The sequence below is a fragment of the Acidovorax sp. GW460-11-11-14-LB4 genome, assembly GCF_059423685.1.
On record NZ_JBWKYJ010000055.1, the window covers coordinates 1 to 17,652 of the forward strand.

Genomic DNA, 17,652 nt, shown 5'->3' on the forward strand with positions numbered 1-17,652 from the left:
CCGCCCCGCTGTGCCCAGCCCCCCAGGGCCGCAGCGTGCTGCAACTGCAGCCTGCCGGCGACGGTCAGGCGCAGGCCTGCGACCTGCAGGCCCTGGAGCGACTGCCAGCGCTAGACATCACCACCGCCCTGCCTCCCGCGCTGGGCATGGCGGGTACACACCGCTGGACCGGTGTGCCGCTGCGCCACCTGGTGGAGCAGCTCGGGGGCGGCGAACGCAGCCGCATCGTGCTGATGGCCCTGAACGACTATGCCGTCGTGATCCCCTGGAGCGACCTGCTTCGCTACAACCCCGTGCTGGCCTTCCGGCGCGACGGCCAGCGCATGGGCATCCGCGACAAGGGGCCACTGATCCTGATCTACCCGTTTGATGCCCACCCCGCTCTGCAGCAGGGCCAGGACTACGTCAACCGCACCATCTGGCAGGTCCATGCTGTCTCCATCCGCTAAGCAGCAGCCCGCCGCCAGCAACACACGCACCACCCACCGGCTGCTGGCCCTGGTGGTGGCCATGGCTTTGGGCACCTCTGCGGCCCTGTGGTGGACGCTGCGCCAGGCCCAGGACCTTGCGCAGCCCCACCAGCAAAACGACCTCTGGTACATCGCCAGCGTGCACAACGAACTGGCGCGGGTGAGTCTGTTGGCGCGCCAGCTGCGGGCCCGGGAGGCCAGCGCGCAAGACCTGGTCGACCGGCTGGACGTGCTGTACAGCACCCTCGACACCAGCGGTCGCGGACCGCGCGTGAGCACCCAGCTGCGCGAGGCACTGCCGGACACCGCACAGGGCCTGGACGGGTTGCGCACTCAGGTGGAGCGCTGGTCGTCGCAGGCCAGCGGCAGCGCCAACGAGCCCGGCAGCGCCGCGGCGCGGCGCACGCAGGCGACGGCCGCACCCACCCAGGCGCTGCGCGTGGCCGAAGACATCACCCGCCAGTCCGACGCGCTGCTGGAGCGCCTGCGCCAGGCGGTGGCCACCGTGCACCTGTTCAGCACCCAGCAGACAGACCAGGCGCGCCAGCAGTTGCACCAGCGCTTCATCGTGCTCAGCGTGGTGCTGAGCGCTCTGCTCGTGGGCACCACGCTGCTGATTGCCCGGCTGGTGCAGGATGCACGCGCCGCCAAAGCCGCATCGCGGCAGCTGGCGCAAACCAACCGGGAGCTGGAAGTCCGCGTGGCCCGGCGCACGCGCAAGCTCGAAGAAAGCCGCGCGCTGCTGGGCTTCATCCTGGACACCAGCCCCAGCGACGTGCTGCTGGCTGAGGTCGAGAGCGGTCGCGTGCACTTCATCAACCACCGGCTGACCGAGCGCCTGGGGCTCAAAACCGCTCCTCAGACCCTGTTTCTGCCCGACCTGCTGCACGACCCCGACACACGCCAGCGCTTCATGCAGACCCTGGACCAGTACGGGCAGGTCGATGCCATGGAGGCGCAGATCGGCACCCATGCCCCGCGCTGGAGTTCACTGTCGGCCCGCCTCATCGACGTCGAGGGCCAGCTGGCACACCTGCTGTGGGGCTTTGACATCAGCACCCACAAGGCCCTGGAGGCCCAGCTGCGCGAACTGGCCACGCGCGATGCGCTCAGCGGCCTGCTGAACCGCCGGGCCTTCATGGAGCGCAGCACCGCCCTGTTCGACCACTGCCGCCGCCATGGACAACCTTGCACCGTGCTGATGATCGACATCGACCACTTCAAGCGCATCAATGACCGGTACGGCCACCAGATGGGCGACACCGCCATCCGCGCCTGTGCCGAGGCCATCGGCCAGGCCCTGCGCGAGGCCGACCTGCTCGGCCGCCTGGGCGGGGAGGAATTTGCCGCGCTGCTGCCCCATGCCAGCGCCGACAGCGCACGCCAGGTGGCCGAGCGCATCCGGGGCGCCATCGCACAGCTGGGCCTGGCGTCGCCTGCAGGGCACCCGGTCACGTTCACCATTTCCATCGGCATGGCTTCCAGCGAGCGCCACCACACAGGCATCGAGCCGCTGATGGCCGATGCCGACGCGGCGCTCTACCGCGCCAAGGCCGCCGGCCGCAACCGGGTGCTGACCCACGAGGCGGCGCACCCCGCACTCTGACCTTAACCAACGACACAACAACCATGAGCCTGCGCCTTTTGATTGTGGATGACAGCCGCATGTCCCGCCTGATCCTGCAGGGCCTGGTGCAACAGGCCCACCCCGACTGGACCATCGTGCACGCCAGCAGCGGCGAAGAAGCCTTGCAGCTGGCGCGCGAGAACCCCGTGGACCTGGTTTCCATGGACTTCAACATGCACGGCATGAACGGCCTGGATGCCGCACTGGCGTTGCGCCAGTTGCTGCCCCGGGTGCCCATTGCCATCCTCACGGCCAATGTGCAGAACGCCGTGCAGGAGCGCATCGAGGAAGCGGGTATGGTGTTTATTGCCAAGCCCATCACCGCCCAAGCCGCCCAACAGCTCATCGCCCTCGCAGGAGCCTGACATGCCCATCCAGCTAGACGCCGAACAGATCGATGCACTGAGCGAGATCTTCAACATCGGCGTGGGCAAGGCCGCCGCCGCCATGGGCAGCCTGCTGCGCGACGAGGTGCTGCTGTCGGTGCCGCATGTCAGCGTGTTCACCGTGAGCGAGGCGGCGCAGCAACTGGGCACCCAGGGCCACCCCATGTATCGCGTGCGCCAGCCGTTTCGCGGCGTGCTCAACGGCGATGCCCTGCTGATCTTTCCAGGCCACCGCAGCCTGGAGATCGTGCGCATCGTCGCCGGGCAGAACGTGCCCAGTGAAGACCTGAGCGCCATCGAGCAGGATGCGCTGACCGAGGTGGGCAACGTGATGCTCAACGCCTGCATCGCCGCCTTGTCCGACCTGCTGGGCCACGAGTTCGAACTGAGCCCGCCACGGTTCGACATGGGCGACAGCCGCACCATCCTGGGCACCCGCATCCAGAACCACCTGGTGGTGTTCCTGCACATCCGCTTTGAGCTGCTGAGCAGCCAGATCGAGGGCTTTGTGGTGTTCGTGCTCAACACCACGTCGCTCGAGGGCCTGCGCACCGCCGTGAACCGGCTGCTGGGCCGGCCTGTGGACGCAGACTGAGGCCCCAAGCGGCCGCCAAGGGACGGCGGGCGCTGCACAGGCCCTGTGCGAAACTAGCAGCTGTTGCCTTCCGGCCCTGCCTCCGCCGCGCCAGCCCGCTATCGCCCCCTGGGAGAAAGCGGCCCCAGCGCGATGGGCGATGGGTTTACTGCCTCCATCCCATGCTCCGCTACCTCACCGTCCCCGTCACTCCTTTCCAGCAGAATGCCTCCATCGTCTGGTGCGACGCCACCCGGCAGGCCGCCGTGATCGACCCAGGCGGAGACCTGGACACCTTGCTGGCAGCGGTGGAAGAACACGGGCTGACGCTGTCCCAGATCTGGCTCACCCACGCGCACATTGACCACGCCGGCGGAACGGGCGAGCTCGCCCAGCGCCTGTCGGTGCCCATCGTGGGCCCCCACCCGGGCGACCAGTTCTGGATCGACGGGCTGCCGCAGCAAAGCGCCATGTTCGGCTTTCCGCCCGCGCAGCACTTCACCCCCACGCGCTGGCTGCACGACGGCGACACTGTGCAGATCGGCAACGAGACGCTGGCCGTGCGCCACTGCCCCGGCCACACGCCCGGCCATGTGGTGTTCCACGCGCCGCAGATCGACCGCGCGTTTGTGGGCGACGTGCTGTTTGCGGGCAGCATTGGCCGCACGGACTTTCCCCAGGGCAACCACCAGCAGCTCATCGACAGCATCACGCAGCGGCTGTGGCCCATGGGCAACCAGACGGTGTTCATTCCCGGCCACGGACCGGAGAGCACCTTCGGGCGCGAGCGGCAAAGCAATCCCTACGTGGGCGGGACCTGAGCATAGACCATCAATGCTCTTTTATTCATAGCGCACCAGGCATATTCCACTAGCACATCCAGCTGATTGGGCTTGAAATGGGTTGCCGGAGGCCGTCACAGGCCCTGGTCGCGTGCTCCGCGCCGCCGGGTGCCCAGCGGCGATCAGACCCCGGGATACCTGCCAGTTCGCCGCACCCCCGACACCGCCGGGGGCTACGATGGAGCGGTTTGCCACCTCTGCAGGCCGCCCGTGCCCCCGTGCCATGACCCCATCCAACGCGCCGCGCCCCCCGCTTGAACCCCAGCGCGGCTCCAGCCTCGCGGGCAAGGCCTACTGGGCCATGGTGCAGCGGGTCGCGCTGACGGCCGCTGCCATCGACGCGGGCTACATCCTGCTGTTTCTGTGGTTGGGCTCGATGCCGCTGGCGGCCGTGAATGTGCTGAGCATCGCCATGTACCTGGGCGCCTACCGGCTCATCCAGAAGCGCTACAACACCGCTGCACTGGCCCTGATCTGGCTGGAGGTGATCGGGCACTCGGCCCTGGGCTCGCTGCTCATCGGCTGGGAGAGCGGCTTTCACTACTACCTGCTGATGTTCATCCCCGCCATCGTGATCGCCAACACGCGCGGCTATGCCGCGCCCATGGTGCTGGCCCTGCTGGCCTACTACCTGGGCCTGCACATGCTGAGCGACGCCGTGGGGCCGCTGGACCCGCTGCCCGCGCACAGCGTGAAGATCGTGAACTGGGTGCACATCTGCGTGGTGTTTGCCATGTCGGCAGCGCTGTCGGCGTTCTACCGCCGCACCATCCTCATTGCCGAGGCGCGCCTGCGCAAGCAGGCCACGCGCGACCCGCTGACCGGCCTGGCCAACCGCAGCCACTTTGACGCGCAGGCCACCGAGGCGCTGGAGCGCAGCCGGCGCAGCGGTGTGCCGGTGACGCTGCTGCTGTGCGATGTGGACCACTTCAAGCGCGTGAACGACCAGTACGGCCACGCCGTGGGCGACCAGGTGCTGGTGGCCATGGGCCAGGTGCTGGCCGACAACCTGCGCGAGGGCGATGTGCTGGCGCGCTGGGGTGGCGAAGAGTTCCTGGCACTGATGCCCGCCAGCCCGCTGGACGCCGCCAGCGCCACGGCCGAGCGCATCCGTGCCGCTGTGGCCCGGGCACCGCTGCCCGTCGGCCCCGAGCCCTTGGCCCTGACGCTGTCGTTTGGCGTGGCCCTGGTGCACGGGCCCGACGACCTGCAGGCCGCCATTGCCCGCGCAGACCAGGCGCTGTATGTCGCCAAACACGCGGGGCGCAACCGGGTGCAGCTGGCGGGTGAAGACGCCACCGATGCAGTGGCGGCCAGCGCTTAAATACGCTGGCTCGGCGGTTCAACCGTTGCGGCGCGCGGCCTCGTACAGGCCTTGCACCTTGGGCACGTTCTGCTCCAGCTCGCGAATGCGCGCGGGGCCCGATGGGTGGGTGGACAAAAACGCCAGCCCGCCTTGTTTGCTGCCGCTGGCATTGCCCATCTTCTGCCACAGGCTCACGGCGGCCGACGGCTGGTAGCCCGCGCGCGCGGCCAGCTCCAGCCCCACCAGGTCGGCTTCGCTTTCGTCCGAGCGGCTGAACTGCAGCGTGAGCAATTGCCCGCCCAGGCCCGCAGCCGCCTGCCCCAGGTCGCCCAGCCCCAGCAGCTGCGAGCCCAGTCGCAGCGCCAGGTTGGTGCCCTGCGTCTTGGCAATGCGCTCGCGTGCGTGCTCACGCAGCGCATGGGCCATCTCGTGGCCCATGATCATCGCGGCCTCGTCGTCGGTGAGCTTGAGCTGGTCGAGGATGCCGGTGTAGAACGCAATCTTGCCGCCGGGCATGCAAAACGCATTGATCTGCGAGCTGCCGATCAGGTTGACCTCCCACCGCCACTGGCGGGCGCGGTCGTTCCAGGGCGTGGCGTACGGGATCAGCCGCTTGGCGATGGCGTGCAGGCGCTGTAGCTGGGGGTGGTTGTCGGGCGCCAGCGCGCGCTTGGCGCGGGCCTGCTCCAGCATCTGGCGGTACTGCTGGGCGGCAGACTGCTCCAGCGTCTCGGCGGGCACGAGCTTGCGCAGGCTGGATGCCGAACCCACGTCCACCTGTGCCAGCACCGGCGTGGCCGCAGCGGCGCCCGCTGCCAGCAGGAACGCGCGGCGTGCGGACCAGGGGGACGACGGCGCGACGGAAGGAGCGGGGCAGAAAAGACACATACAAGGCAATCCGAGAAGGAATAATGAGCAGCGCTGGCACACAACACACCAGAGCCTGCCGCGCAGATGGAGGCTGACAGGATGGCTACAAGGGTGCGTCGGCGATGATAGACAAAACCCCCGCTCGCCCATGTCAGACACCTCCACATCTTCCACCCCCAGCTTCGCTCCCGCTACCGCCCCGGACAAGCCCCCGCGCACCCCCTGGCTGCAAACCCTGCGTGTGTACCTGGAGCCCGCCAGCCTGCGCATGCTGACGCTGGGTTTTTCGGCCGGGCTGCCGCTGCTGCTGGTGCTGGGCACGCTGAGCTTTCGCCTGCGCGAGGCGGGCATCGACCGCAGCACCATCGGCTACCTGAGCTGGGTGGGCCTGGCCTACGGCTTCAAGTGGGTGTGGGCGCCGCTGGTGGACCGCATGCCCATCCCGGTGCTCACGCGGCTGCTCGGGCGGCGGCGCAGCTGGCTGCTGCTGGCACAGCTGGTGGTGGTGGCGGGACTCATCGGCATGGCGCTGGCCGACCCGCGTCTCACACTGGGCCCCATCGTGTGGTGCGCGCTGGCCGTGGCGTTTGGCTCGGCCACGCAGGACATTGCGCTCGATGCCTTCCGCATCGAATCGGCCGACGCCAACCACCAGGCCGCGCTGGCGGCGTCGTACCAGACGGGTTACCGCCTGGCGATGATCTGGGCCGGAGCCGGTGTGCTGTGGATTGCCGCGCGCTCCGAGGTCGCGCCCGCGGCCGGCCAGGCCGTGGCCCTGGGTGCCGCCGCGTACCAGAACGGCGCCTGGCAGGCGGCCTATCTGGCCATGGCGGCGTCGATGGCCGTGGGCGTGGTCACCGTATTGTTTTCGCGTGAGCCTGCACCCGTGGCGCTGCCCCCCGCCAAGAACGCTGCCGAGTGGATCCAGGGCGCACTGGTGGCCCCGTTTGCCGACTTCCTGCGCCGCTACGGCTGGCATGCGGCGCTCATCCTGGCGCTGATTGCCGTGTACCGCATCAGCGATGTGGTGATGGGCATCATGGCCAACCCGTTCTATGTGGACATGGGCTACACCAAGGACGAAGTGGCCGCCGTGACCAAGATCTACGGTGTGATCATGACGCTCGCTGGCGCCTTCGTGGGCGGCGTGTTGTCCATGCGCTTTGGCGTGATGCGCATCCTGATGCTGGGCGCCATCCTGAGCGCCGCCAGCAACCTGCTGTTTGCCTGGCTGGCGGGCCACGGGCACGACGTGACGGCGCTGATTGCCGTGGTGTCGGCCGACAACCTGGCCAGCGGCATTGCCTCGGCCGCGTTCATCGCTTACCTGTCGAGCCTGACCAACGTGAGCTACTCGGCCACGCAGTACGCGCTGTTCAGCTCGATGATGCTGCTGCTGCCGAAGTTCGTGGCGGGCTTCTCGGGCGACTATGTGGATGCGTTTGGCTACGCCCAGTTCTTCACCTCCACGGCGCTGCTGGGGCTGCCGGTGCTGGTGCTGGTGTGGCTGGCATCGCGCATCCAGAAGGTCGGTGGCGCCTGATTCATATGCCCAGAAAGCTACCAAATCAATAGCAACTTCTGAAGCCTCTCGCCACCCGGTTTACCGGAACTTTACGGGGGCTTCAACACGGGGAGACGGCTTGGCCGGACCATGAAGACAGTTTCAAAGCCTCGCTACTACACTGCCCCCATGAGCTCCCAACTGCTGATGATCGAAGACGACGCCCGCCTCGCGCAGATGGTGGGCGAGTATCTGGGCCAGTCGGGCCTGCAGGTCACGCACCGTGCCGATGGCAAGAGTGGCCTGGCGCAGCTGCAGGGCCCTGATGCCGGGCCGCTGCCCGACCTGGTGATCCTGGACCTGATGCTGCCCGACATGGATGGGCTGGAGGTATGCCGCCGCATTCGCTCGCTGCAGGGCAACGCGGCGCAGGTGCCGGTGCTCATGCTCACCGCCAAGGGCGACCCCATGGACCGCATCATCGGACTGGAGCTGGGTGCTGACGATTACCTGCCCAAGCCCTTTGAGCCCCGCGAGCTGCTGGCCCGCATCCGCGCCATCCTGCGCCGGCGCACGGATGGTGGCGGCGCGGCCGCCGCCACCCAGGTGCTGCGCTTTGGCACGCTGGAGATCGACCGCGACGCGCGCACCGTGACCGTGGCGGGGCAGGCGGCAGACCTCACCTCGTACCAGTTCGACCTGCTGGTGGCATTGGCCGAGCGCGCGGGCCGGGTGCTGACGCGCGACCAGATCATGGAAGCCGTGCGCGGTCGCGAGCTGGAGGCGTTTGACCGCTCCATCGACGTGCACATGGGCCGCATCCGCGCGGCCATCGAGGCCGACGCCAAGAACCCGCGCCGCATCCTCACGGTGCGCGGTGTCGGTTATGTGTTTGCCAAGCAGCAAGATTGACCGCTGGCGCAGCCCCCGCTGCCTGCGCTGTCGCCCCACGCATGTCCCTGTCCAACCCTTTTTCCCGCCGCCTTTATCTGCGCATCTGGCTCGCCGTGGTCGGCGGCATGGCGGTGCTGACGCTCACCGTGGGCTGGGCCTGGCGCATTGCCGAGGAACAAAAGGCCCAGAACAACCAGCCGTTTGTGCCGCCTTCGCGCGAGATGGCGGTGCGCGACCCCGCAGGCAACCTGGTGCTGCGCGGCATGGCCACGCGCCAGCCGTCCGAGCCGGGCGAGGTGGTGGAATTCCACATCGAGGCGGAAAACGGCCAGATCTTCACCCTGCAGATGGCGCCCCGCCAGCCCCGCACGGGCCGCAACGGCGGCCGGCCCGGGGGGCCCGGCCAGGACGAGGCGGCTTTCTGGACCCGCCCGCCCTTCGGCTTCTTGTGGCTGCTGGGCATCGTGGGTCTGGCGGTAGCGGTGGGCGTATACCCCATCATTCGCCGCCTCACGCAGCGGCTGGAGGCCTTGCAGCGCAGCGTGAAGAAGTTTGGCGAAGGCGACCTGTCGGTGCGGGTGCCCGAGCAGGGCCAGGACGAGGTGGCCGACCTGGCGCGCCAGTTCAACGCAGCGGCCGAGCGTGTGGAAACCCTGGTCAAGTCGCACAAGTCGCTACTGGCCAATGCCTCGCACGAGCTGCGCTCGCCCCTGACCCGTATCCGCATGGGGCTGGAGCTGATGGGTGGCCAGCAGCCTTCCCCCGCCTTCCGCGAAGAAATCCTGCGCAACATCGCCGAGCTGGACCAGCTGGTGGACGAGATCCTCCTGGCCAGCCGGCTTGACGCGCGCGAGGCTGACGTGGGCACCGTGGAACTGGTGGACCTGATTGGCCTGGCCGCCGAGGAATGTGCGCGCGTGGACGCCGACCTGGACGTGAGCGCGAGCCCCGATTCGCTGGAGGTGCGCGGCGTGGCGAAGCTGCTGCGCCGGGCGATCCGCAACCTGCTGGAAAACGCACGCCGCTACAGCACCGGCGAGATCACCGTGGTGGTGCACCGCCGCCAGGGCCGCGCCGAGGTGCATGTGTGTGACCACGGCCCGGGCGTGCCGCCCGGCCAGCGCGAGCGCATCTTCGAGCCCTTCTACCGACTGCCGGGCGCCAGCGAGCGCGCGGGCGGCGTGGGCCTGGGGCTGGCGCTGGTGCGGTCGATTGCCGGCCGCCACAACGGCACCGTGCACTGCCAGGACCGTGCTGACGGCGGCAGCGGCGCGTGTTTTGTGCTGGCGCTGCCGCTGGCACCATCCACGCACTGATCGGCGCCTGCATTCGCGTGCGCTCAGCGCGCTGCCGCGAGGCGCGCCAGGGGCCAGCGCCAGGCCATGGCGGCATACAGCACCGCCCCCACCCCGAGCGCTGCGGCGGCCACAGCCAGCCCGTAGACAAAGCCCTGCCCCTGCGTGGCAGCGTGGTGCAGCATCCACGCCACCATGGGCGGGCCCACGATCTGACCGATGCCGTAGGCCGCCGTGAGCAGCCCCGGAAAACTGTCGCCCGCCGCAGGCCACACGCGCCGCGCTTCCTGCAGGGCATAAAAGGTGATGGCAGTGAACGGCAAGCCCAGCAGCAGGCTGCCCAGCGCAAAGCCCGCAGGCCCTGGCCACACCAGGCTGAGCGCGATGGCCCCGGCCTGCACCAAGTAGGCTGCCATCAGCATCCAGCGCCGGTCCCACGCGGCCGGCGTGCGGGTGGACAACGCCGCGCCCAGCGCCACGCCGGCACCAAACAGCGGCCAGAACAGGTCGGGCCAGGGCGACCCTGCAGGCAAGGCAGCGCGCGCAATCACGGGCAAAAAGGTGGCCGTGACGATGTAGCCCAGCCCTGCGAGCCCGTAGGCCAGCGTGAGCCCCGTGCGCGCCCAGAACCCGTGGCCGGGGGTGGAGCCGTCCACTAACGGGCCGGAGGCTGCGGCCGACCCGGGCATCGCCACACCCCGCAGCACGGGCCAGATGGCAGCGCACAGCCCCACACTCAGCAGCCCAAACACCGCCCAGCCCGCTGCGGCGGGCCACTGCAGCGCCACCATGGCACTGGCCGACAGGCCGGTGAGCACGATGCCCAGCCCCGGGCCACAAAAGATCAACCCACCCAGCGCGGGCTGGCCCAGCGCCACCAGCCGCAGCATGCACCACACCGAGACGTTCAAGAACACCAGCGCACTGGCCACCCCGGCCGCAAACCGCAGCGCGGGCCAGGTGCCCGGCAGCGGCAGCGCCATGCCCAAGGTGAGCAGCACCGTGGCCGCGAGCCCCCAGCGCGCCAGCCGCGCCGCATGCCACCGCTGCCGCGCACGGGGCGCCACCCAGGGCAGCGCCATGCAGGCCAACGCCCCGATCAGGTACCCGAGGTAGTTGGCTGTGGCCAGCCAGCTGCCGCCGGCCAGCGTGACCACGCCGTCGTGCAGCATCATGGGCAGCAGCGGGGTGAAGGCAAACCGGCCCACGCCCATCGCCACCGCCAGTGCGGCCATGCCCGCCAGTGCTACAGCCAGGGGACGGTCTTGGGGGGCGATGCGCGGTTCCATGCAGGCGGTTTCCAGTCTATGATTCTGTTTTGAGATTTATTTTCTATTAATCATCTCATAACAAGAATATTTATGGATCTGGCAGCGCTCGAAATATTCCGCGCCGTCGCGCTGGAAGGCAGCGTGACCCGCGCGGCCGAACGGCTGGGCCGCGTGCAGTCCAACGTGACCACGCGCGTGCAGCAGCTGGAGGAGCAACTGGGCGCCACGCTGTTCCTGCGCGAGGGCAAACGCATGGTGCTGACGCCTGCCGGGGAGGCGCTGCGCGGCTATGCCGACCGCCTGCTGGCGCTGGCCGAAGAGGCTCGCCAGTCGGTGCACCCCGGCCAGCCCGGCGGCCGGTTGCGCCTGGGCGCCATGGAAAGCACGGCCGCCGCACGCCTGCCGCAGCCGCTGGCCCGGCTGCATGCGCAGTGGCCCGGGCTGGTGCTGGAGCTGTCCACCGCCCCCTCGCGCCAGCTGGTGGAGCAGGTGCTGGCCCACACCATCGACTGCGCACTGGTGGCCTGGCCGCCGCCGGGCATCGACGCCGAGGCGCCGGTGGAGCGCACCGCCGTGTTTGCCGAGGCCCTGCTGTTGGCCCTGCCCGCCGACCACCCGCCCATGCACACGCCCCAGGACCTGCAGCTGGACACCTTGGCCGCCTTCAGCCCCGGCTGCACCTACCGCCGCATGGGCGAGGCCTTCATGCAGCAAAAGGACGGCAGCCCGCCGCGCGTGCTGGAGCTGGCCTCGTACCACGCCATCCTGGCCTGTGTGGCCACCGGTCGCTGCGCGGGCGTGGTGCCCCAGGCCGTGATCGACCTGATGCGCGAGCCGCCTGCGCTGCGCCTGGTGCCTTTGGCCACCTGCGACACGGTGCTGGTGCACCGGCGTGGCTACCAGTCGCCCGCGCTGGACGCGCTGCGGACCGCACTGACCTCCGGCGAAGCACACCGCCCCGCCACATCGACCTGACCCCCTCCCCCACAGATTGCACAAGGAGCCCCCATGCCCGCCGCCTTCACCACCCACCTGGGCCTTGCGCTGCCCATCATCCAGGGCCCGATGACCGGGTCGGACACGCCCGCGCTGGCCGCCGCCGTGTCCGAGGCCGGCGGCCTGGGCATGCTGGGCTGCGGCATGCGCTCGCCCGCTGCCATGGCCGAGGCCGCCGCCGAGGTGCGCCGCCGCACCGACCGGCCCTTTGGCATGAACCTGTTTGTGCAGGCCACCCCAACGCCGGACGACGCCACGGTGCAAGCCGCACTGCAGCGCCTGGCGCCGTTCTACGCGGAGTTCGGCCTGGTGCCCGAGCGGCCCGCACAGTGGTGTGAGGACTTCGCGGCACAGTTAGACGCCCTGGTGGCCGCACGCCCGGCCGTGGCCAGCTTCACCTTCGGCATCCTCACGGCGGCGCAGGTGGCACGGCTGAAAGCGGTGGGCAGCACGGTGATTGGCACCGCCACCACGCTGGCCGAGGCGCGGGCCTGGGCCAGCGTGGGCGCGGATGCCGTCTGCGCCTCCGGCATGGAAGCCGGGGGGCACCGGGGCACCTTTCTCACCCCTACGCAGCCCGGCGTCACCGGTGCGGCGCCGTCGCTGGCCGACTTTGCGGCCAGCATGGTGGGTACGCTGCCGCTGGTGGCGCAGTGCGTGCAGGCCCTGTCCATCCCGGTGATCGCTGCGGGCGGCATCATGGACGGGCGCGGCATTGCGGGTGCGCTGGCGCTGGGCGCCCAGGCGGTGCAGATGGGCACGGCCTTCCTGACCTGCCCCGAGTCGGCGATTGGCCCGGCGTACCGTGAGGCCCTGGCACGCGCCCAGGCCACCGACACGCGCACCACCCGCATCTTCTCGGGCCGGCCAGCACGCGGCATCGTCAACCGCATGATGCAAGCCCTGCAGGCCGACGAGGCCACCGTGCCGCCCTACCCCGTGCAGAACGCACTGACGGGCGCGCTGCGCCGCGCGGCCGCCCAGGCGGGCCAGGCCGACTGCCTGTCGCTGTGGGCGGGCCAGGGGGTGGCCCAGGTGCGGCCCATGCCAGCGGCGCAGCTGGTGGCGTTGTTGGCCCAGGAGTGGCAGCAGGCCACCGCGCCGGGTGGAAACTCCACTGTCGGCCACCAATAACTATTATTTCTATAGCGCCAGAGGCATATTGAACAAGCGCTTGCGGCCAATAACGCCCCAGAACCCGCACGATAGCCTCCCCGATATGAGCAGGACGCCAAAAACCGGCGCGCCGTGAAACCCGTGCCACCGTGGAGCTGGCTTTGCCAGGCCACGGGTGGCGTCCCCGTTGGGGGGAAGGCGCCGAAGGCGACTCAGGGGGGCGTCTCAGCCTCTCCAGGGCAGTTCGCGCGCAGGGCCCTGGATCATGGGTGGCTGGGCATTGAGGGTTTCGCCCGCCAGCACCCGTTCGTACATGCGCAGGTAGTTGCGGGCCATGCGCTCGGCCCCAAAGTGCTCCACCACATGCTGGTGGCAGGCGCGCGGGTCAAAGCGGTTGCCCCGCACCGCCTCGGCCAGCACCGAGGCCTGGTCGGACAGCACACCGCAGTGCACGGGCACCAGCTCGGGCAAGGCGCCGTAGGGGGTGGAAAACACGGGGCAGCCAAAGTACAGGCTCTCGATCACGGCCAACCCGAACGGCTCGTGCCAGCGCACCGGAAAGATCAGCCCGCGCGAGGCGTTGAGCAGGCCCGTCTTCTGCGTGCCGCCCACCATGCCGTGAAAGTGGATCTTGCGCGACAGGGTCCAGCGGAAGCCTCGCTTGAAGTTGATGCGGTTGCCGCCCAGCACGTCCAGTTCCACCCCGGCCATCTTGGCCACCTTGATGGCACCGCGCACGTTCTTCACGCCCCAGGCCGCCTTGCCCAGGAAGTGGTAGTGCGAGCGCGGGCGGTCAAAGTCCACCGGGCCATAACCCGCCCAGTCCAGCCCGTTGTAGACGAATTCGCTGGAGCCGTAGCGCGCCGCATGGTCGCGCGACAGGAACACCGTGTTGCGGGGCAACGGCTTGGGCTTGCGGGCGTTGCCGTGTTCGGTCACCAGGTAGGGCTTGGACAGCTCGGAGCGTGGGTTGAACTGGAAATGCGTGATGTCCACGTCGGCCGGGATCTGCCCCTCCCAGGGCTCGTCAGGCCGGATGGGCAGCACCTGGCCGAAGTCGCAGGTCGAGCCCTCGGGCACCAGGTAGCTCACGCGGTGGCCCTGCTGCACCAGCGTCTTGCCCAGGTCCCAGATCACGCGCTCGGTGCCGCCGTAGCCATACACCGGGATGGGGGAGTTGTTGACCAGCAGGATGTGCATGGCAGAGGTCCTTCAGGAAAGAGCGGCGGCGTGCCCGGGTGCCTGCAGCCGCTGGCGCTCGCGGCCTTGCAGGATGGCCAGCACCAGCATGCCCATGAACAGGTAGAACATGGTGCCGCTGTTGTGCCCCAAAAACACCTGGGTCGTGCCAAAGCCCATGTAGGACACGGGCAGCAGCACCCCGATCATGCGCAGGCACAGGCCCTCGGTATCCAGCACGCCCGCACTCCCCGGGAACACGCGCCGCCGCGTGGGCCAGAACAGCACCAGGGGCACACCATAGAAAAACAGCAAGACCACCACGCCGGGGATGCCGCGCTTGGCAAAGATGTCCAGCACCTCGTTGTGGGCGTGGCTGAACTGCAAAACAATCGGGTGGGCCTCGCCGGCAGCCACCCGCCGCTGCTTCTCGGCCTCGTAGCCGTAGCGGCCCCAGCCGGTCCAGGGGCGGTCCAGGCCCATGCGCCAGGCCAGGCCCCAGTGCGCCAGGCGCTGGCCCACCGAGCTGGCCGCGTCGCCCCGCGCCTCGTACTGCGTGATCTCCTGCCGCGCCTCATCCACGCGCAGGCGCACCTCGTTGGCCTTGAAGGCCATCAGCCCGGCCGCACCCGCCACGACCAACACGCCGCCCACAATGGCCAGCTTGCGCTGACCACAGCGGGCCTGCAGCCAGGCGCACAGCAGCAACGCCAGCGGCAGCACCACCCAGCCCCCGCGCGACTCGGACAGTAGCGATCCCTCCAGGCCCAGCAGAATGCCCACCGCCCAGCCCGCACGCTGCCAGGGCTTCCAGCGGTCCCACAGCACCAGCAGCGCGACCGAACACATCAGCCCCAGCAGCAGGCTGAGCCCGCCGTACTGGATGGCGTTGGTAAAACCATTGGCGCGCGGCAGGTGCAGCACCATGGCCTGGTACAAACCGATCAGCCCCGCGCCACAGGCGCCGACGGCGATACCGGCCCAGAGCCAGCGCACCCGCGGGGGATAGGCCAGCACGTACAGCAGGCACGGCAGCGCCAGCAGGTACTTGGCAGGCCGGTCCAGGTTGGACCAGCTGCCCTGGGCCGGGTCAAAATCGAGGGCCCAGACCGTGCCCATCGCCACGATGGAGGCCAAAAGCAGCCAGGCATCGCGCCCCGGCCGACGCCGCAGCCACACCCCGGCGGTGCCCAGGCTGCACAACAGCAGTACCACCGCCCCCCAGGAATAGCCCGAGCGCACCCACAGCGCCATACCCGGCACCATGAAGGCCGCCGCGCCCGACAGGCGCACAAAAATTTCGTCAGCTTTGGTCAACGGCGCACGCTCTCGCTCAGTTGCTGGTGGTCGTACTCCAGGGCGGCGTACCGGAAGAACGCCTCCAGTGCCACAAACAGACAATACAGAAAACCCGCCCCGCCACACAAAAAACCCAGCCGAAACACATACAGGCGCAGGAACATGCTGGTGCCCGAGGCCAGGCCCCGCACCACGCCGCCCTTCTTGCCTGCCGCCGCCCGCTTGGCGGCACCGAGCATGGCGTACTGGGTGAGCTTTTCCAGGCTGCCGCGCACCGTGGTGCGCGAGTAGTGCAGCAGCCGCGCTTCGATCAGGCGGCGCGGCACGGCGCCACCGCCCGGTAGCGGCAACAGTTCGGCCTGCTCGTGCACCACACCCGTGAACTCGCGGACCATGGCGCGCACGAACAGGCGCTCGATCTGCGATTGCGAGCGAAAGTACCTGAGTTCGTGCCCGTAGGCCACCATGCGCCAGCGGATGCTCCACACGGCCTGCGCGCCAGAGCGCGCGATGGCCTGCAGCTCCTGGGCGAACGCAGGTGTCATCACCTCGTCGGCGTCCAGAAAGAAGATGTAGTCGCCCCGCGCATGGGCCAGCAGCCGGTTGCGCTGCACGGCAAAGCCTTTCCAGTCGGGATAGTTGTGGACTTCGGCGCCCAGGCGCTGGGCGATGGCCACGGTGTCATCGGTGCTACCGCTGTCCACCACCAGCAACTGGTCGGCAAACGCAGCGCTTTGCAGGCAGGCTTCGATGCGGTGCGCCTCGTTGAGGGTCAGCACCGCCACGGTCAACGTGGGCGGCGGCGTAGCGCCGCCGACTGCAACCGGCATCAATCAGTGACCAGCGTGTACGTGCTCACCGGCCTTCAGGCGGTACACCGTGCCACAGTAAGGGCACTTGGCTTCACCCGTGCGGGCCACGTCCAGGTACACCTTGGGGTGGCTGTTCCACAGCTTCATGTCGGCCTTGGGGCTGGGACAGAAAACGCCGCCTTGGGCGTTCAGGTCTTTGGCCAGGAGTTCAACGGTTGCTTGCGACATGTTCTTCAGACCTTGCTCAGCCAGTGGGCGTATTTCGGATTGCGGCCACCGACGATGTCGAAGAAGGCGCTTTGGATTTTTTCGGTGATCGGGCCGCGCGATCCGCTGCCCAGCTCGATCCGGTCGAGTTCGCGGATGGGCGTGACTTCAGCGGCCGTGCCGGTGAAGAAGGCCTCATCGGCGATGTACACCTCGTCGCGCGTGATGCGCTTTTGCACGATCTCCAGGCCCAGGTCCTTGGCGATGTGGAACACGGTGTTGCGGGTGATGCCGTTCAGGGCACCGGCCGACAGGTCGGGCGTATAGATCACGCCGTTCTTGATCACAAAGATGTTTTCGCCCGCGCCTTCGGACACAAAACCCGAGCTGTCCAGCAGCAGGGCTTCGTCGTAGCCGTCGTCCGTGGCTTCCATGTTGGCGAGGATGGAGTTGGTGTAGTTGCTCACCGCCTTCGCCTGCGTCATGGTGATGTTGACGTGGTGGCGGGTGTAGCTGCTGGTCTTGACGCGGATGCCGCGCTTGAGGCCTTCCTCGCCCAGATAGGCGCCCCAGGCCCAGGCAGCGACCATCAGGTGAATCTGGTTGCCCTTGGGCGAAACACCCAGCTTTTGCGAGCCGATCCAGGTCAATGGACGCAGATAGCAGGATTCGAGCTTGTTTTCGCGCACCACGGCTTTCTGGGCGTCATTCACCTCTTCCTTGGTGAACGGGATCTTCATGCGCAGGATCTTGGCGCTGTTGAAGAGGCGGTCGGTGTGCTCTTCCAGGCGGAAGATCGCCGTGCCATTGGCGGTGTTGTAGGCGCGCACGCCTTCGAAGGCGCCGCAGCCGTAATGCAGGGTGTGGGTCAGCACATGGATCTTGGCGTCGCGCCAATCGACCATCTGGCCGTCCATCCAGATCTTGCCGTCACGGTCGGCCATCGAGGGAACTACGGGGCTCATGGGTGTCCTTTGGTTGCTGTGGGTCGCAAAACCAGGATT

The 17,652-nt window shown here is 68.7% G+C and carries 18 protein-coding genes; 11 read left to right on the plus strand and 7 right to left on the minus strand.

Annotated elements, in window-relative coordinates; genetic code table 11:
* The 6 genes from AC07X4_RS17405 to AC07X4_RS17430 form a co-directional block, all read left to right on the plus strand.
* Positions 1-449, plus strand: a 449-nt coding sequence (locus tag AC07X4_RS17405; protein WP_494740777.1) for a putative pterin-binding protein, incomplete at its 5' end; no start/stop codon positions are given.
* On the plus strand, positions 430-2,076 hold the full coding sequence (locus tag AC07X4_RS17410) for a GGDEF domain-containing protein (RefSeq protein ID WP_494740778.1): 1,647 nt from the start codon (positions 430-432) through the stop codon (positions 2,074-2,076). The genes AC07X4_RS17405 and AC07X4_RS17410, both read left to right, overlap by 20 nt.
* A 23-nt stretch (positions 2,077-2,099) precedes the next feature.
* Complete coding sequence (locus AC07X4_RS17415) at positions 2,100-2,462, plus strand: response regulator (RefSeq protein ID WP_225580994.1); 363 nt, start codon at positions 2,100-2,102, stop codon at positions 2,460-2,462.
* A gap of 1 nt (position 2,463) precedes the next feature.
* On the plus strand, positions 2,464-3,078 hold the full coding sequence (locus tag AC07X4_RS17420) for a chemotaxis protein CheC (RefSeq protein WP_494740779.1): 615 nt from the start codon (positions 2,464-2,466) through the stop codon (positions 3,076-3,078).
* A gap of 161 nt (positions 3,079-3,239) precedes the next feature.
* Positions 3,240-3,878, plus strand: coding sequence for an MBL fold metallo-hydrolase (locus AC07X4_RS17425; RefSeq protein ID WP_494740780.1), 639 nt, complete (start codon positions 3,240-3,242; stop codon positions 3,876-3,878).
* Between the two features lie 244 nt (positions 3,879-4,122).
* Complete coding sequence (locus AC07X4_RS17430; RefSeq protein WP_494740781.1) at positions 4,123-5,223, plus strand: GGDEF domain-containing protein; 1,101 nt, start codon at positions 4,123-4,125, stop codon at positions 5,221-5,223.
* Positions 5,224-5,241: 18 nt separating this feature from the next.
* On the opposite strand, the gene AC07X4_RS17435 is transcribed toward AC07X4_RS17430, so the two are convergent.
* Complete coding sequence (locus AC07X4_RS17435; protein WP_056742161.1) at positions 5,242-6,093, minus strand: M48 family metallopeptidase; 852 nt, start codon at positions 6,091-6,093, stop codon at positions 5,242-5,244.
* A 130-nt stretch (positions 6,094-6,223) separates the two neighbouring features.
* On the opposite strand from AC07X4_RS17435, the gene AC07X4_RS17440 reads away from it, so the two are divergent.
* The 3 genes from AC07X4_RS17440 to AC07X4_RS17450 all read left to right on the plus strand — a co-directional run bounded on the left by AC07X4_RS17440 (position 6,224) and on the right by AC07X4_RS17450 (position 9,789).
* A complete protein-coding gene (locus AC07X4_RS17440) occupies positions 6,224-7,618 on the plus strand; it encodes an AmpG family muropeptide MFS transporter (RefSeq protein WP_494740782.1) in 1,395 nt (464 codons plus the stop codon).
* A 150-nt stretch (positions 7,619-7,768) separates the two neighbouring features.
* Complete coding sequence (locus tag AC07X4_RS17445) at positions 7,769-8,491, plus strand: response regulator (RefSeq protein ID WP_056643106.1); 723 nt, start codon at positions 7,769-7,771, stop codon at positions 8,489-8,491.
* A gap of 41 nt (positions 8,492-8,532) precedes the next feature.
* The gene (locus tag AC07X4_RS17450; RefSeq protein WP_494740783.1) at positions 8,533-9,789 is read left to right on the plus strand and encodes a HAMP domain-containing sensor histidine kinase; all 1,257 of its coding nucleotides are present in this window, start codon (positions 8,533-8,535) and stop codon (positions 9,787-9,789) included.
* A 23-nt stretch (positions 9,790-9,812) separates the two neighbouring features.
* Here the strand turns inward: AC07X4_RS17450 and AC07X4_RS17455 are convergent, their stop codons facing one another.
* Positions 9,813-11,057 carry a YbfB/YjiJ family MFS transporter gene (locus AC07X4_RS17455; RefSeq protein ID WP_494740784.1) on the minus strand — a complete coding sequence of 415 codons (1,245 nt, stop codon included), beginning with the start codon at positions 11,055-11,057 and terminating at the stop codon, positions 9,813-9,815.
* Positions 11,058-11,129: 72 nt separating this feature from the next.
* Between AC07X4_RS17455 and AC07X4_RS17460 the strand changes: the two genes are divergently transcribed.
* The gene (locus AC07X4_RS17460) at positions 11,130-12,014 is read left to right on the plus strand and encodes a LysR substrate-binding domain-containing protein (RefSeq protein WP_494740785.1); all 885 of its coding nucleotides are present in this window, start codon (positions 11,130-11,132) and stop codon (positions 12,012-12,014) included.
* A gap of 33 nt (positions 12,015-12,047) precedes the next feature.
* On the plus strand, positions 12,048-13,169 hold the full coding sequence (locus AC07X4_RS17465) for an NAD(P)H-dependent flavin oxidoreductase (RefSeq protein ID WP_494740786.1): 1,122 nt from the start codon (positions 12,048-12,050) through the stop codon (positions 13,167-13,169).
* Positions 13,170-13,376: 207 nt separating this feature from the next.
* Here the strand turns inward: AC07X4_RS17465 and AC07X4_RS17470 are convergent, their stop codons facing one another.
* From AC07X4_RS17470 to AC07X4_RS17490, 5 genes are read right to left on the minus strand one after another with little or no spacing between them, the layout of a single operon-like run.
* Positions 13,377-14,351, minus strand: coding sequence for a glycosyltransferase (locus AC07X4_RS17470; protein WP_494740787.1), 975 nt, complete (start codon positions 14,349-14,351; stop codon positions 13,377-13,379).
* Positions 14,352-14,363: 12 nt separating this feature from the next.
* On the minus strand, positions 14,364-15,647 hold the full coding sequence (locus AC07X4_RS17475) for an O-antigen ligase family protein (protein WP_494740788.1): 1,284 nt from the start codon (positions 15,645-15,647) through the stop codon (positions 14,364-14,366).
* Positions 15,644-16,459, minus strand: coding sequence for a glycosyltransferase family 2 protein (locus AC07X4_RS17480; protein ID WP_494740789.1), 816 nt, complete (start codon positions 16,457-16,459; stop codon positions 15,644-15,646). The genes AC07X4_RS17475 and AC07X4_RS17480 overlap by 4 nt, the downstream gene beginning before the upstream one ends.
* 3 nt (positions 16,460-16,462) lie before the next feature.
* Positions 16,463-16,669: a zinc-finger domain-containing protein gene (locus tag AC07X4_RS17485; RefSeq protein ID WP_056057299.1), complete on the minus strand. Its 207-nt coding sequence runs from the start codon at positions 16,667-16,669 to the stop codon at positions 16,463-16,465.
* Positions 16,670-16,674: 5 nt separating this feature from the next.
* Complete coding sequence (locus AC07X4_RS17490; protein WP_494740790.1) at positions 16,675-17,613, minus strand: branched-chain amino acid transaminase; 939 nt, start codon at positions 17,611-17,613, stop codon at positions 16,675-16,677.
* Positions 17,614-17,652: the final 39 nt, after the last annotated feature.

Bases quoted from the DNA above. Each gene is read 5' to 3' on its own strand.
- AC07X4_RS17410 (WP_494740778.1), top strand. From the start codon at position 430: ATGCTGTCTCCATCCGCTAAGCAGCAGCCCGCCGCCAGCAACACACGC.
- AC07X4_RS17415 (WP_225580994.1), top strand. From the start codon at position 2,100: ATGAGCCTGCGCCTTTTGATTGTGGATGACAGCCGCATGTCCCGCCTG.
- AC07X4_RS17420 (WP_494740779.1), top strand. From the start codon at position 2,464: ATGCCCATCCAGCTAGACGCCGAACAGATCGATGCACTGAGCGAGATC.
- AC07X4_RS17425 (WP_494740780.1), top strand. From the start codon at position 3,240: ATGCTCCGCTACCTCACCGTCCCCGTCACTCCTTTCCAGCAGAATGCC.
- AC07X4_RS17430 (WP_494740781.1), top strand. From the start codon at position 4,123: ATGACCCCATCCAACGCGCCGCGCCCCCCGCTTGAACCCCAGCGCGGC.
- AC07X4_RS17435 (WP_056742161.1), bottom strand. From the start codon at position 6,093: ATGTGTCTTTTCTGCCCCGCTCCTTCCGTCGCGCCGTCGTCCCCCTGG.
- AC07X4_RS17440 (WP_494740782.1), top strand. From the start codon at position 6,224: ATGTCAGACACCTCCACATCTTCCACCCCCAGCTTCGCTCCCGCTACC.
- AC07X4_RS17445 (WP_056643106.1), top strand. From the start codon at position 7,769: ATGAGCTCCCAACTGCTGATGATCGAAGACGACGCCCGCCTCGCGCAG.
- AC07X4_RS17450 (WP_494740783.1), top strand. From the start codon at position 8,533: ATGTCCCTGTCCAACCCTTTTTCCCGCCGCCTTTATCTGCGCATCTGG.
- AC07X4_RS17455 (WP_494740784.1), bottom strand. From the start codon at position 11,057: ATGGAACCGCGCATCGCCCCCCAAGACCGTCCCCTGGCTGTAGCACTG.
- AC07X4_RS17460 (WP_494740785.1), top strand. From the start codon at position 11,130: ATGGATCTGGCAGCGCTCGAAATATTCCGCGCCGTCGCGCTGGAAGGC.
- AC07X4_RS17465 (WP_494740786.1), top strand. From the start codon at position 12,048: ATGCCCGCCGCCTTCACCACCCACCTGGGCCTTGCGCTGCCCATCATC.
- AC07X4_RS17470 (WP_494740787.1), bottom strand. From the start codon at position 14,351: ATGCACATCCTGCTGGTCAACAACTCCCCCATCCCGGTGTATGGCTAC.
- AC07X4_RS17480 (WP_494740789.1), bottom strand. From the start codon at position 16,459: ATGCCGGTTGCAGTCGGCGGCGCTACGCCGCCGCCCACGTTGACCGTG.
- AC07X4_RS17485 (WP_056057299.1), bottom strand. From the start codon at position 16,669: ATGTCGCAAGCAACCGTTGAACTCCTGGCCAAAGACCTGAACGCCCAA.
- AC07X4_RS17490 (WP_494740790.1), bottom strand. From the start codon at position 17,613: ATGAGCCCCGTAGTTCCCTCGATGGCCGACCGTGACGGCAAGATCTGG.